Below are 12,900 nucleotides of genomic sequence, written 5' to 3'. Positions count from 1 at the left end.
TAATTCATTTCACATAACGACCATTATGTTAAATCGTTTTATTTAGAAACCTTCGATATGAAGTAATCTAATGCAGCATTCAGTGGCTTAGCTACATTGTGATGTTATTGCAGTGAAGAGAGTAACAAAAAGGGATTCCTCCTCTTTTTTTACGACAGGTAAAATTTGTTCTAAATTTTTTCTAGTTTGTTCTAAATTAGCAGATATTGGAAGATTATCAATTTCCTCCCAAAGGACTTCAAGTTTATCTAGCATCTGCTCTTTAAATAGATTATTAACAAATCCTCTGCCATACATATCCTCGACAAACTGTATGCTTTTTACCCTTTCCCTATTTTTTAAGTAAGCCATAGCTAATTTATCTATAAGTAGAAGAAAACCGCCAAGTCTTTTTTCGTTATCTGATGGCTCTTTATAAGCTTTTGGTATCATTTTACCCAAAATCACTTGCGTATGATAATGCTGAACATCTTCTAAATAGTTGATGACCTCAACGCATTTAATTTTGCTGGCTTCAGAAGCCAATACTTCTTCTAAAGTACGAATTCGATATATCGGTGGTAGGGTGCTGAAAACCGTTGGAATCCAAGGATGCTCAATAAATCCATTCTTTACAAAGTATGCCGCAATGGTCCATTCACAGATTAGGCTTAAATCCTTTAAAGATAAGTCAAGATCTTCTTCCTTGAGCTCTTTGTGTCCACTTTGATGAGCACCTTTATTACCAATTTTTCTAATTTCGTGAATTCTTTCCGATCTTTCCTCTGGGAAAAAGTCGCTTAATACATTTAAGCGATCGAATAATTTTTTCTTCTCCCACCCCTTCTTTTGCTCATCATTTAATATGTGAACAAATATCGTCTCAACAATATTTTCAAGGCAATTTCTAATGCTTGTCGCACGGAGATATAGTCGATTACTAGATTCACCATCCAAAAAGTACTCTAAAGCTTCCTTTGGCATAAGAGGTGATATTTTTTTCTCGTCCATTTATAACCCTTTTACTCGATGATCAAACATATCAATATAGTAGCGGACTAACAGCAAAGATTTATAGAAATAAATAATAGTGATAAATTTTAGTTTTTCTAAAATTAACATAATGGTCGTTATACAAAACCTATAAAATAACTTCTTTGAATTCGGCATCTTATATTTTATATTAAAGCCTGATTGTCATCAATCGGGCTTTTTAGTGGATTCTTCATGTTCCACATCTATTTTATGAGCATTGTTCTACGTTTTTGCTTAGTGATTCTCAAGAATTGCATCAGAATATTCTCTATTTTTTAATTTCCGCTTTCACCTGCTGAATCATATTTCTTCTAGCATTCAGCCTTGGTAATTCACGTTTTAATCTCTTTTCTGCTGCTTTCTTGCTGTGATAGACATGACTGATCACTTTAGCATTGGACTGATCCCCTAGCGTGACCCAGTAACGAGGTGATAGTTTTTTCCCAATCGTATATTGGGCTTTTACTCCTGTATAAGGCTTCATCTCCAGTTGATTATGTGCCTTAAACTTGCCTGTTTCTAAATCCAGCAAGGAATATTCCTGATTGGCGCGTTGCTGGGCTGCTGCTTTGCTTTCATACAAATAACTGAAATGCTTCGGATGGCTCTGATCACCTTTTTTAATCGGAATGGCTTTGCTGCCTTCCTGATAATAGACCACCACCCCTGTCCATTTTTTATCTTTTTCCGTCACAAACTGGTCTTCAAACAAATTAGAAACATCATCGGCATCAGGAAAGAAGATTTCAAGCTCCAGATCCGTGGTATATGCTTTAGATCGGGAAGATTATGAGCAGGTGGTGAGTGTTTTGGAGGGCGCGTAAAAAAAGCAGGAATGTCCTGCTTTTTTATTTGGAATTAGCAAATTCGGAATTTTGCACCTGTGTGGGTGTTTGTGCGCCAGCAAGTCTCTTTTTTAGAATTATGCTTATGCACATGATGTTTATACGTTTTGTGGTGTACTGTTTTTTTATAGTGGTGTGGCTGGGCAAATGCACCTGTTGTTGCAGTCGCTACCATCATAAGTAATACAAGTTTTTTCATTTTATTCACCTATTTTAGTGGTTTGGTTCAAAACTAATGATAATTGAGGATAAATCAGGAACAAAGGCTGAATAAATCGTAAAGTTTTTATATACGCCATCTTTTTGATTTGCCCCTTGTCTAGTTACAGGGTCATTCAACAATGATTCATAAGTATTCTGAACAGTATCATCACGCTTTTCATCAACTTTATTGCCATCTAGTGCTTTTATTGCTGTAAGCGCAATACCGCCAAGTACATCGGCTTGTTGAGCTAAATTTCCTTTATTGGCTTCACTCAAAACTAAAGTTACTGCCAGTTTTTGAATGTTTTTATTCTGATCTACTTGACCGATCAGATAAAAATTTGGCTCTAGTTCAACTTTGAAACTTTTTCCATCTTTCTCATATTGAAATTTTTTGAGCTTTTGCAGCCCCAGTGGCACGGTTAGCGTGTCAAAATTCTTTCTGAACTGTTCTGCTGTAATTTTTAAGCCTGTTTGCTGCTTATCACTCGATATATTTGGCTTAGAGGTTGCGGTGCTACTTGCGACCTCACTCGATACTATGATTTCTTTAGTTTTTTCATCTTTTTTTGCACTCGTATCATCAGAGCAAGCAATTAAAAAAATTGAGGAAAATAAGATGCCTATAGCAAGAGGTATCGATACCTTTTTAGATTGAATGTCATTCATGTTGTTTATTTTTTATAAATTTAAGTAAAAACATATAGTAACATGATTTCACTTTTAACGACACATTGAGTAATCATACAACAAACCATCTCATTTTCATCGGCTTAACCGCAGCTTATGCCTTTAAGCCACCAGTAGAAGTTCAACTTCCTACCCCTTCCATACATTTTCCATTCAAAAAATGGACTTTTCTGCTCATGAAGCGGTTATTGCTACTGATGACAATCATTTGCTACATCTAAAATTTGAAGGTGAGCTGCAAAATGGTGAGCTTTTTGTGCAATGTGTTCATCATGTAGAAGTTACCGACTTAAACGGTAAGCCTGTCGATGGTTATGCTTTAGATCGGGACGATTGATTCAATAAAAAAAACAGCTGCATAGTGCAATTGGCTATGTATCGCCATTTCAGTTTGAAGCAGTGTACTATAATAAGATGAATGCGTTAGGTCAGGTGGCCTAACTTAAATAAACAGTCTCCGATAAAATCGGTACGGTTCATATAAAAAAACAATAGGGATGAATGAGCCATCCCTACTTTATTTCTAATCTAAACTTAATCATCTTAAAAGGAATAAAAATGTCCTCATTATTTTATATTTGGGATGCAAACCAGCATCATCCCGATGTAAAAATTACTACATTAGAACAAGCTGAATATTATGCGACCAACTCACAAGCCATTGGTTTTACACATAAGTTAAAAACTTGGCTACTTGATGTAGAAAGCATTGTGACTGATCCCGAACTTGCCGTTAATTTTGATGAAGAAATTATTGCATCATTTACCAATGTAAAACGTTATTTTGATGCTGTTGATAATGTCTTTAAAATTGAACAGGGGCTATTATTTAAAAGTAAATATTTATATAAAGTTTTAGTTGAAACTTTACGCCAACATGACTTGGTTGCCTTTGATGCAAGGTCATATATATTTTTCAGTCGTGAAAAAATATTCCCTGATCAGCAAAGCATTCAACGGATGCTAGATGCGGTAAAGCCTGTTACAAAAGAAGAACTTGAGCAGTTTAAGGCAATACCGCCAACTAAAGAAAAATTGAGTATATTTGCAGATCAATGGATCGAGTTAAATAAGCAAACTTTAAATTTTTCAAGACAGATTAAAAATAATCAATTTAATCAGTTAAATAGCTATTTTAGAGATTTTGATCTGCAACTTTATGAAGGTATTTTAATTCTATGTTCAGGTAAAACAGAAGTTTTAGCTTATCACGACATTAGTTTATTAACTTATATTCAAGTATCATCTAAGAAAGCTATACGTATACTACGTGAGCATCAAATTGATAGTTATACTTTACAATATTTACCAAAAGTTCATGGTATAACAGGTGAGCCAAGCCATTTTAGTGAGCCTAGCCAACTAAAGCATGTTCTAGACCAAGTGCATGATTTTCTAATTTACGATGCAAAGAAACATCAAGATATAGAAACATTAAATCAATGGCTGAACCATGGTGATGAAAAAGAATACATTACAGGTTTGGGGGCAATCTCTCGTTTAGTGTTGGCAAAATATGTGAATGATCCTTTATATGACCAATTGGTTAGCGAAGCTATGCCTTATGTAAATAGACATAGGTATTTTAAAGATATGACGATAGAGCAGTTTCATGAAAGACTGGAAAAAGAAATTCAAAATATTTTAGAAAGTTGAAAATAATATATAAAAAATAATAGGGATGAATGAGCCATCCCTACTTTATTTCTAATCCAAACTTAATCATCTTAAAAGGAATAAAAATGTCCTCATTATTTTATATTTGGGATGCAAAGCAGCATCATCCCGATGTAAAAATTACTACATTAGAACAAGCTGAATATTATGCAACTCATCCACAGAATATCGGGTATAGCGATAATCTAGAACAATGTTTACGTGCTATTATTAAAGCAGTGACTGACCCAGAACTTTCAGAAAACTTTGATCAGGATATTATAGATTTCTTTGATAATGCAGAGGGTTATATTGTCCCTACACAAGAGAATGTGTTGGATATAGATCGTTATTTCTTTGAAAAGAGTCAATATTTATATAAAATTGTTGTTGAAGCGATTATAAAATATGATGTGGTCGGCTTTGATGCAGGGGCGTATATCTTCTTCAGCAAAGACAATATATTTCCAAAACAGACCAGTATTCAACGCTGGCTAGATACAGTTCAACCCATTACCAAAGATCAGTTAAGCCAATTTAAAGCATTACCAGCTAGTAAAAAAAAATTAGCAGATTTTTATAGAGCATGGCTGATGCAATATAGAGAAAAAATAAAATTTACGGAAGAAACAAAAAAAAATCAATATAATAACGGTGTTTGTTTATATAGGGATTTTAGTGAAAATATATATGAAAAAATTCTTATATTAACGGCATCTAATTTATCTAAATATGAACTGGGATATTCGGAAGTCTCATTGAGTACTTATATTCAGTATTCTGAAAATAAAGCTTTTTGGATTCCTAGAGACCATTCTATTAAAGGTTTTACTTTACAATATATACCAGAACTGCATGGAATTGAGGGCAAACCTTTAGCAATCACACATCCTAAACAGCTTGAAGGTATTTTTAAGCAAATTTATGATTTTTTAATCTATGATGCTGAGCAACATAAAGATTTAGAAACTTTAAATCAATGGTTTAATCATGGTGACGAAAAATACTATATTACAGGTGGGGCTGTATTCAATCGTTTAGCTTTTGCTAAATATTTAAATGATCCTTTGTATGATGAATTAGTGCAGGAAGCATTGCCTTTTATTTTGAAAGATGAATATTATAAAGATATGACAATTGATGAAATATATAAAGAAGTTGAAAGAAGATATAACGATGTCATATCCTGAATTGAATAAGAGTGACAATAGTATTGTTAAAACTAGCTAGCTAAAACTAACAATCTTTGGTGTTTTGCTATAGCCTTTTTGCAGGGTAAACCAAGAGAAAATAAGAGGTATAGCAAAGATGCCTATAGCAAGAGGTATCAATACTTTTTTAGGTTGGATGTTGTTCATGATGTTTTTTTATAAATTAAAGCAAAAACATATAGTAACATGATTTTATATTTTTATAATATACCACTTTGCTTATTGAGTAATTGAGTAATTGAGTAATTGAGTAATTGAGTAATTGAGTAATTGAGTAATTGAGTAATTGAGTAATGTTACAACAAAACACCTATATAAAAGCTACTTTAGAAAATAAGCCTGATTTTTTATCCTATTTTTGAATTCTCTTACTCTTTCTTATTCAAGAAGCCAGTTAACTAATTGGCTTCTTGAATATAGACATCAATAAATTATTTATCTAATAACTGTTTAATCTGCTCTGTCAGAACTTCTTTTACAGACTTCTTCTCCTTTAAAGCATACATCTTCAATTCAGTATGTAAATCTTCTGGCAAATCAAAATTCACCCGAATCGTTTTTACACTTTCAGAGACATCTTCAAGTTTAGTTTCTTTTGCACCTTTGCTTGGGCGACCAGCTTGTAACAAACTCATTTAATTAAAAACCCCAAAACTCAAATGAGTAAAGACTCAATTACTCAAAAACTTATTAACAATTTCAGATGCCAAAGCATCTACTTCTTTCGATGCTTCACTATTTGGTTCCATGTCCAATACAGTGGTGCCATTAGCGGCACTGGTTGGGTAAATCACACGTTGTGTGATCTTGGTTTCTAGTACAGGTAACTCATAACCCAATAAAGCTTCTGAGATTTCAGCGCCAATTTTTGTGCCTTTAATTGCTCTCGAAACTACAAATGCAGCTTGTAATTTTCCATCAGTCAATTCGATACGCTGTTTAACCAGATCAACCAAATCAGAGGTTGCCCAAATATCGTATGGCGATGGCTGTACAGGAATCAAAACAAAGTCAGCAGCTTTAGTTGCAGAAATCGCTAGATCAGATGCCTGTGGAGCGCCATCAACTACGACGAAATCTTTCTTTGCGACAGATTTCAAATCACGATCAATTGTTGGGCGATCAATACCAATAACTGTTACGGGATTTTCTTCGTCGACTGCTGCCCAGTCACGCGCACTACCTTGCGGATCTGAATCAACCAATAAAACACTATAACCTTGTTTTTGTAATGCTCTGGCAAGGTGAGTTGCAATAGTGGTCTTTCCAGAACCACCTTTTTGATTCAAGACTGCAATTACTTTCATTTGTTCCTCTTATGAGTTTTTACTCAAATGATTTTTAACTCATTTGAGTATATGAGTTTTTGAGTAAAAATCAACTTAGATTTTAAACCCTAATCTTTCTAGATCTTTCAAATACTTCTGCACAAATTCAGGTTCAGCCAATTTTTTAATTAAGCGCATTTCAACATCTTTATATTCTTCTCCAGCTTCAGCAAACTTACTAGAAAAGGCATGGTCATGTGCTAATTTATTTGCAAATAATGAAATCTGTTTTTCAGTCAATCCGTTGAAGAGGTCTGGAGTATTAAGATCTCTCTCCGTAAGAAGATGGTTCGGTTTATTACGCTTATGTGTAAATTTAAACTGAAATCCTGTAATCACACGCCCAGATTTAAACTGCTCATATTCTGCATTGATATCGGTAAATTTATTAATTTGTTCAATTGCGGGTTCTAGTACACGGCTCTTGAAGTGATTCATTGCCTTATATTCATGCTCAGCTAAACCCAGTTTATAGCGAAAATCAGAGATCTCGATCACTGGAGTTTTTTCAACATCCCGCCATGCGATCAGCATCTCATATAAACGAATTGCATATTTACTGGTGAGCTGACTAACCTGCTTCAGTTGATAGCTTGTAAAATTCTGTTCTAAACGAGTGATTAACGGCACTACATCAATTGTAAAAGCAACTTCTAAAATTGCAGAATCATCAATATAAGCAATTTTCTGAACCCAGCGTGACTTTACTGTTTTTTTATTTCCTGTTTCAGCATCCATAATTGAATAACTAAATTGACGTCCAAATAGGTTATGAACTGCGTTCTTTAATGCCTCATAAGCTGCATGCTTATCAACACCAAAACGTTGCATATAGTCACTCGCATGAATACGAATAGTACTGGTTGCATCAATTGCTGTACCAGTTTCCCGTGCCTTTACAATGGATAATAAAATAAGTCGCTGTTCTGAAACTTCTAAATTGTAACTTGCATTAATTAAGGCATTATCTTTTACGACTAGGTCGCCCATGACTCGCTCTTATTTAGATTTTTAATAAAGACACATTAAATCACAATGCGATTAATAGCACAACATAAATCAATGTGTCTTAAAGGTGGGGTATTGTGTCTTTATCGGTGGGGTATTGTGTCTTTATCGGTGGGGTATTGTGTCTTTATCGGTGGGGTATTGTGTCTTTATATCCTCTGAAATGCTTATATAGCAAGGCTTTCAGCTTTTCTAAAAACATTAAAAATAATTAAAAATAATTAAAAACCTCTTTTCTATTTTTAAATATCAAATTTTTGATGTTTTTTTGCACTAAATCAAATTCTATCTTTAACTTCAAAAGACTTAGGTGGGATATTGTGTCTTTATAACAATAGAAATTCAATTTGTTCATCTAATTTAATAAACTAGAAAAAGATATACCATTTTACTTTATACCTTTTATGGGAAAAACTTAAGAAACTGAATTAACTATCTTTCTTTATGAATAATTTTTGGCTTAAATTAAACAGCAAAATTTTAGGTGGGGAATTGTGTCTTTATACCCAAATAAAAGAGTTTTAAATCTATCAAAAATCTATACATAAAAAAGAAAATGATCGTTTTTGCTTTTATGCTATCAATAAACTATCATTTAAAGCGTAAATCATGCGATTTATGAATTTTATTATTTTACTTTAAACTTTAAGTCTAAATGATTGCTTATGACCGTTAGAATTTATGTAAGAGCATCCACCAAAGATCAGGATGCAGAAAGAGCCTTGGATGACTTGATCCTGTTTAGCCAAAATTATGCGGATCATTTTATTGCTTACATCGAAAACTTCTCTGGGACAAAGCTCAATCGCCCTGAATTGAGCAAATTGCTGAATGAGTCAGAGCAGGGGGACATTCTGCTGGTTGAGAGTGTTGATCGCTTGTCACGGCTCTCTCAAGACGATTTTGATACACTAAAGCAGCAAATCAAGGCAAAGGGCTTAAAGTTGATTGTGGCGGATCTCCCAACTACACACGGTATGATTCAGGATGGTATGACCAACGAGATTTTACATGTGGTAAATGCCATGCTGATTGATCTACTAGCAACGATGGCACGACTGGACAATGATAAACGTCGGGAACGCATTAAACAGGGCTTATTGCGTTCAGGTTATAAACCTTCGGGTAAGAAAGCCAACACAGCCAAACATGAGCGAATCAAGCAGTTATTGCAAGTGGAGACAATGACCCGTGAGGAAATTGCCAAAGCGGTTGGGGTAGGGGTGGCAACTGTGTATCGAGTAGCAAAGTTGGCTTAACAAGAGTTATAGTCTTAATACTCCGCTAAGAACTCTGAATGGGTGTCGAGATTCATCAAAGCTTATAGAATATCGAGCATGTTTTCTGACTTTGAAGAGTTTTTTTATTCTTGAACTTGCTGTGTATTAAGTGCCGAAACTGTTCCAAGTTGCTGGCAAAAGTGAATGGTTTTAATGAATTAGAAATTAAATGCCCACGTTGTAAAAACATCAATTCTTATATGAGCACCCAGAGTGCCTTACCTGATTGCCTAGAGCAACTTTCTGTATCGGGTAAGATCCATGACACAAACCAATGAACTCGTAAAATATAACCCTAAAGGGCATAGCTTTAGCGGCTGGTTAGGCGGTAAATCACAATTGGCACGTACCATCATTGAGATGATGCCTGAGCACAAAACCTATGTTGAAGTGTTTGGTGGGGCAGGCTGGGTTCTGTTTAAAAAGACAGAATCCCCAGTGGAAGTGATCAATGATATCAATGATGACCTGATCAACTTGTACCGTATTTTAAAATTTCACTTTGATGCCTTCTTGGCAGAGTTTGAATTGCAGTTGTTTTCACGCACGACATTTAACGAAATGCGCAAAAATGATAGGGGCTTAACTGATATTCAACGTGCAGCAAAATTCTATTATTTGCTCCGTGCTGCATTTGGATGCCAGCTGGATGGTTCGTTTTCTTATTCCCGTGATCGAAAAAGCCGACTCAAACTCGGTGATGAATTGAGAACTCATCTGGTTTCAATTCATGAGCGTTTGCAAAATGTGGTGATTGAAAACAACAGTTACACGTATATGCTAAAAAGAATGGATGGGCCTGAAACGCTATTTTATCTAGATCCACCATACTGGGACTGTGAAAACATGTATGGCAAGGGAATTTGGTCGAAACAAGATTTTTATGATTTAAAAGCCCAATTAGACCAGATTCGGGGAAAATTCATTTTAAGCTTGAATGATATCCCAGAAGTAAGAGAGCTATTTCAAGGCTACCAGATGGCCCAGAAAAAAATACGTTGGTCTGTGAATAGCAAGGTAGCGCATGAAGAGCATAACGGTAATGAGTTAATTATTTATAATTTCTGATCAACTGTTTTTTGGTGTAAGCATTTACTGACAAGGATTCAGGAAATTTGCCAGTAGGCAGCAATACTGGATTTGCTATGATGAAGTCATCAGGAACAGGAAGTTCCAGAACATCAAACAAAAATAATAAGTTCGAGCATCAGGACGTGAGGGATGACAGGAGTTAACCCTAAGACGCAAATACGAAAAAAGCCCCGATAGGATGTCGGGGCTTTTTTCATTTTGTATAAGAGATTTATGTTAAATAAATGTTCAGAAAGTTCAAGGACAAGGTCTCTAGTATAATGTGTATTCTGTTAATTTTAGATTCACTCTGTTTCTACTATTAAAATACTTTAGCAGTATATTTTTTATTGGAAAAACAAATAAAATCAATATTTAAGTAAATTTTGGAATTCTACATGCAAGTATTTGATCAAAGGTTTGAAGTAGTTCGTCTATGTAGTGACAATGGAGGCATGGGGTTAGTCTTATTGGTTAAAGATCTGACAGGGGAATACCAAGGAACTCTTGCTTTAAAATATTGTAGAGAGACTAGTGAAGAATATTTATCGCGCTTTAAAAGAGAAGTCCGTTTAGTCAGTAAATTTCAAGGTAATGAAAAAGTAGTTCAAATATTACATTATAATTTTGAACATTCTCCTCCATATTTTGTTATGCCCTTCTATGAGCAAGGGGACTTATGCAAGCTTCATACAGTATTAGCTAAAGATCATATTAAGCAAGAAAAGATTATAAATCAGATGATCGATTGTATTAGCGAATTGCATAGTGAGAGTATTTATCATCGGGATATCAAACCTCAAAACTTCTTAATTAATGGGGATCATATTGTTGTATCTGATTTTGGATTAGGTTTAGAGCCAAATTCAATTTCTAGATTTACTGTGAGTTCTGATTCTTGGGGTACTCATGGATTTCTTCCTCCAGAATTCCAAGATAATGGTTTTAAATATGCAGATGCTCAAGCTGATATCTTTATGTTAGGAAAAAGTATCTATGCATTATTAACCAATATTGACCCTACTTACTTTAGACAACATGAAACTATACATAGTTCATTACAATATGTATTAGATAAAGCATGTGCTCCTACAAAAGATAGACGTTTTAGTAATTTAGCTGAAATGAAACAAGCTATAGAGCTCAGCTTTGATGTAATATTAAAAAGAAGAGGAGCATTGGCAGAGGCTCAGGCACACTTAGAATTTATTAAAAATTTATTGAAATCAGAAGGGAGATACGAACCTAGCCAGATTAAACAGTTTGTAGATCAAATGCTTCATCTAGATGATGATGACCTATTCAAAGTTATTGAAGAAATATCTAGCCCTACTTTCTTTAAAGTTCTATCTGATCCAAACCTGCAAAATACTTTAGGAGACTTCCTCAATCTTTATGAGAAATTTGTAGAGTCACAACACTATGCTTGGGCATTTGCTGAAACAATAGCTAAAATAATGCATATATTGATTAACTCAAAAGACGTTAACTTAGAGAATAAAGTTAAGGCTTTAGATTTGGCAATTAAATCTGCTGTATATATGAATAGATATGCTGCTATGGAAACTTGTGCCAATATTATTAAAAATATTGATAATGAAAGTTTAGCGGAAAGAGCCGTTAATGTGATGCGAGATAACCAAGAGACGTTTGTTGAAGACATAGAACGTAGTGCTTGTAAATCAGAAAATATTAGAAATTATTTGGAAGTGATTTCTCGTTAATTACTATTAAGTAAATATTTTTAATATAAATTTCTTATATTAAGTTAAAAATGGGAGCCTAAGCTCCCATTTTTATTGATGATTTTTTAATTCTTTTAGCATAGCATCCCGCAAAATCTCATTCATACGTGTTTGATAGCCCTTACCTTGTGCTTTGAACCATGCAAGTACATCAGCATCTAAGCGAATAGAGGTTTGCTGCTTCACTGGACGATAGAATTGATTCTGACGTGCAGCATTACTCCAGTCAGTAATTTCAGGAATATCTGAAAGATCTAGCTGATCATCAGGCACAGTTCCTTTGGCAAGCAAGCGTTTAATTTCAGCATCTTGCTTGTCACCGAATTTTTCATTCAGTTCTTTGCGTGAGTATCTAACCATGCTCATATTTATCTCGCTCCGCTTTTGTTACCTGTCTTGCGCTAATGATCCGTACTATTTCACAGTCATCTTCATCAAAAATGGTGTGAGCAACTAACAGCATTAGTACGCCTTTGACCATGCCAATCGTTTGCCAACGTTCTTCGCCATTGGTATGTCTGTCTTGGATCGAGATCCGCAGAGGATCTTCAAATACAAGGCTTGCAGTTTCAAAAGAGATGTCATGCTTTTTCTGATTCTTTCGATTCTTCGCCTCATCCCATTCAAAATACTGTTCCATAAAAAACATTCAAATTTGTATATACAATAATGTATCACAAAACTGTATTACTCAAGCTAAATAGAGTTTTTTTTTAGCCAATTTTATTGGCGAAAGATTCCAGAATTGAGCATAAAAAAGCCGACATGTTTCAAAGTCGGCTTTTTTGATGTTTTTGGATTTCTTTAAATTTATTAAGTTATTGATTTATATTGTTTTAACTTAATTC

16 protein-coding genes are annotated in these 12,900 nt (G+C 34.4%); 7 read left to right on the top strand and 9 right to left on the bottom strand.

Annotated features, from left to right (window positions below; genetic code table 11):
- Positions 1 to 87: 87 nt before the first annotated feature.
- From ACX1N5_RS15440 to ACX1N5_RS15425, 4 genes are all read right to left on the bottom strand, one after another.
- On the bottom strand, positions 88 to 990 hold the full coding sequence (locus ACX1N5_RS15440) for a DUF4145 domain-containing protein (RefSeq protein WP_458803470.1): 903 nt from the start codon (positions 988 to 990) through the stop codon (positions 88 to 90).
- 292 nt (positions 991 to 1,282) lie between these two features.
- Positions 1,283 to 1,708: a hypothetical protein gene (locus ACX1N5_RS15435; RefSeq protein ID WP_458803472.1), complete on the bottom strand. Its 426-nt coding sequence runs from the start codon at positions 1,706 to 1,708 to the stop codon at positions 1,283 to 1,285.
- Between the two features lie 164 nt (positions 1,709 to 1,872).
- Positions 1,873 to 2,058: a hypothetical protein gene (locus tag ACX1N5_RS15430; protein ID WP_458803474.1), complete on the bottom strand. Its 186-nt coding sequence runs from the start codon at positions 2,056 to 2,058 to the stop codon at positions 1,873 to 1,875.
- 14 nt (positions 2,059 to 2,072) lie between these two features.
- A complete protein-coding gene (locus ACX1N5_RS15425; RefSeq protein WP_458803476.1) occupies positions 2,073 to 2,732 on the bottom strand; it encodes a hypothetical protein in 660 nt (219 codons plus the stop codon).
- A gap of 181 nt (positions 2,733 to 2,913) precedes the next feature.
- Between ACX1N5_RS15425 and ACX1N5_RS15420 the strand changes: the two genes are divergently transcribed.
- From ACX1N5_RS15420 to ACX1N5_RS15410, 3 genes are all read left to right on the top strand, one after another.
- Positions 2,914 to 3,090: a hypothetical protein gene (locus tag ACX1N5_RS15420; protein WP_458803478.1), complete on the top strand. Its 177-nt coding sequence runs from the start codon at positions 2,914 to 2,916 to the stop codon at positions 3,088 to 3,090.
- A 221-nt stretch (positions 3,091 to 3,311) separates the two neighbouring features.
- Positions 3,312 to 4,409 (top strand): hypothetical protein, encoded by a 1,098-nt coding sequence (locus ACX1N5_RS15415; RefSeq protein WP_458803480.1) that lies wholly within the window; start codon positions 3,312 to 3,314, stop codon positions 4,407 to 4,409.
- 86 nt (positions 4,410 to 4,495) lie between these two features.
- Positions 4,496 to 5,599 (top strand): hypothetical protein, encoded by a 1,104-nt coding sequence (locus ACX1N5_RS15410; RefSeq protein WP_458803643.1) that lies wholly within the window; start codon positions 4,496 to 4,498, stop codon positions 5,597 to 5,599.
- A gap of 452 nt (positions 5,600 to 6,051) precedes the next feature.
- On the opposite strand, the gene ACX1N5_RS15405 is transcribed toward ACX1N5_RS15410, so the two are convergent.
- The 3 genes from ACX1N5_RS15405 to repM all read right to left on the bottom strand — a co-directional run bounded on the left by ACX1N5_RS15405 (position 6,052) and on the right by repM (position 7,938).
- Positions 6,052 to 6,255 (bottom strand): chromosome partitioning protein ParB, encoded by a 204-nt coding sequence (locus ACX1N5_RS15405; RefSeq protein ID WP_111895948.1) that lies wholly within the window; start codon positions 6,253 to 6,255, stop codon positions 6,052 to 6,054.
- A gap of 36 nt (positions 6,256 to 6,291) precedes the next feature.
- On the bottom strand, positions 6,292 to 6,927 hold the full coding sequence (gene parA, locus ACX1N5_RS15400; protein ID WP_458803484.1) for a ParA family partition ATPase: 636 nt from the start codon (positions 6,925 to 6,927) through the stop codon (positions 6,292 to 6,294).
- Positions 6,928 to 7,002: 75 nt separating this feature from the next.
- Positions 7,003 to 7,938 (bottom strand): replication initiation protein RepM, encoded by a 936-nt coding sequence (gene repM, locus ACX1N5_RS15395; RefSeq protein ID WP_458803486.1) that lies wholly within the window; start codon positions 7,936 to 7,938, stop codon positions 7,003 to 7,005.
- Positions 7,939 to 8,621: 683 nt separating this feature from the next.
- Here repM and ACX1N5_RS15390 point away from each other — a divergent pair.
- The 4 genes from ACX1N5_RS15390 (at position 8,622) to ACX1N5_RS15375 (ending at position 12,031) form a co-directional block, all read left to right on the top strand.
- Complete coding sequence (locus ACX1N5_RS15390; protein ID WP_458803488.1) at positions 8,622 to 9,215, top strand: recombinase family protein; 594 nt, start codon at positions 8,622 to 8,624, stop codon at positions 9,213 to 9,215.
- 110 nt (positions 9,216 to 9,325) lie between these two features.
- Complete coding sequence (locus ACX1N5_RS15385; protein WP_458803642.1) at positions 9,326 to 9,514, top strand: Com family DNA-binding transcriptional regulator; 189 nt, start codon at positions 9,326 to 9,328, stop codon at positions 9,512 to 9,514.
- Positions 9,498 to 10,304, top strand: a complete 807-nt coding sequence (locus ACX1N5_RS15380; protein ID WP_458803490.1) for a DNA adenine methylase — start codon at positions 9,498 to 9,500, stop codon at positions 10,302 to 10,304. The genes ACX1N5_RS15385 and ACX1N5_RS15380 overlap by 17 nt, the downstream gene beginning before the upstream one ends.
- 401 nt (positions 10,305 to 10,705) lie before the next feature.
- Positions 10,706 to 12,031, top strand: a complete 1,326-nt coding sequence (locus ACX1N5_RS15375) for a protein kinase domain-containing protein (RefSeq protein WP_458803491.1) — start codon at positions 10,706 to 10,708, stop codon at positions 12,029 to 12,031.
- Positions 12,032 to 12,103: 72 nt separating this feature from the next.
- Here the strand turns inward: ACX1N5_RS15375 and ACX1N5_RS15370 are convergent, their stop codons facing one another.
- Positions 12,104 to 12,418, bottom strand: coding sequence for a BrnA antitoxin family protein (locus ACX1N5_RS15370; protein ID WP_458803493.1), 315 nt, complete (start codon positions 12,416 to 12,418; stop codon positions 12,104 to 12,106).
- A complete protein-coding gene (locus ACX1N5_RS15365) occupies positions 12,405 to 12,692 on the bottom strand; it encodes a BrnT family toxin (RefSeq protein WP_151776318.1) in 288 nt (95 codons plus the stop codon). Before ACX1N5_RS15365 ends, ACX1N5_RS15370 begins: the two co-directional genes overlap by 14 nt.
- Positions 12,693 to 12,900: the final 208 nt, after the last annotated feature.

This window comes from Acinetobacter sp. ANC 4636 (genome assembly GCF_054454555.1).
Note: the sequence above shows the minus strand (reverse complement) of the source record. Positions and strands in the feature narration are given on the sequence as shown.

Excerpts from the sequence above, each read along its gene's own strand:
- ACX1N5_RS15440 (WP_458803470.1), bottom strand. The coding sequence starts at position 990 with ATGGACGAGAAAAAAATATCACCTCTTATGCCAAAGGAAGCTTTAGAG.
- ACX1N5_RS15430 (WP_458803474.1), bottom strand. The coding sequence starts at position 2,058 with ATGAAAAAACTTGTATTACTTATGATGGTAGCGACTGCAACAACAGGT.
- ACX1N5_RS15425 (WP_458803476.1), bottom strand. The coding sequence starts at position 2,732 with ATGAATGACATTCAATCTAAAAAGGTATCGATACCTCTTGCTATAGGC.
- ACX1N5_RS15420 (WP_458803478.1), top strand. The coding sequence starts at position 2,914 with ATGGACTTTTCTGCTCATGAAGCGGTTATTGCTACTGATGACAATCAT.
- ACX1N5_RS15415 (WP_458803480.1), top strand. The coding sequence starts at position 3,312 with ATGTCCTCATTATTTTATATTTGGGATGCAAACCAGCATCATCCCGAT.
- ACX1N5_RS15410 (WP_458803643.1), top strand. The coding sequence starts at position 4,496 with ATGTCCTCATTATTTTATATTTGGGATGCAAAGCAGCATCATCCCGAT.
- ACX1N5_RS15405 (WP_111895948.1), bottom strand. The coding sequence starts at position 6,255 with ATGAGTTTGTTACAAGCTGGTCGCCCAAGCAAAGGTGCAAAAGAAACT.
- parA (WP_458803484.1), bottom strand. The coding sequence starts at position 6,927 with ATGAAAGTAATTGCAGTCTTGAATCAAAAAGGTGGTTCTGGAAAGACC.
- repM (WP_458803486.1), bottom strand. The coding sequence starts at position 7,938 with ATGGGCGACCTAGTCGTAAAAGATAATGCCTTAATTAATGCAAGTTAC.
- ACX1N5_RS15390 (WP_458803488.1), top strand. The coding sequence starts at position 8,622 with ATGACCGTTAGAATTTATGTAAGAGCATCCACCAAAGATCAGGATGCA.
- ACX1N5_RS15380 (WP_458803490.1), top strand. The coding sequence starts at position 9,498 with ATGACACAAACCAATGAACTCGTAAAATATAACCCTAAAGGGCATAGC.
- ACX1N5_RS15375 (WP_458803491.1), top strand. The coding sequence starts at position 10,706 with ATGCAAGTATTTGATCAAAGGTTTGAAGTAGTTCGTCTATGTAGTGAC.
- ACX1N5_RS15370 (WP_458803493.1), bottom strand. The coding sequence starts at position 12,418 with ATGAGCATGGTTAGATACTCACGCAAAGAACTGAATGAAAAATTCGGT.
- ACX1N5_RS15365 (WP_151776318.1), bottom strand. The coding sequence starts at position 12,692 with ATGGAACAGTATTTTGAATGGGATGAGGCGAAGAATCGAAAGAATCAG.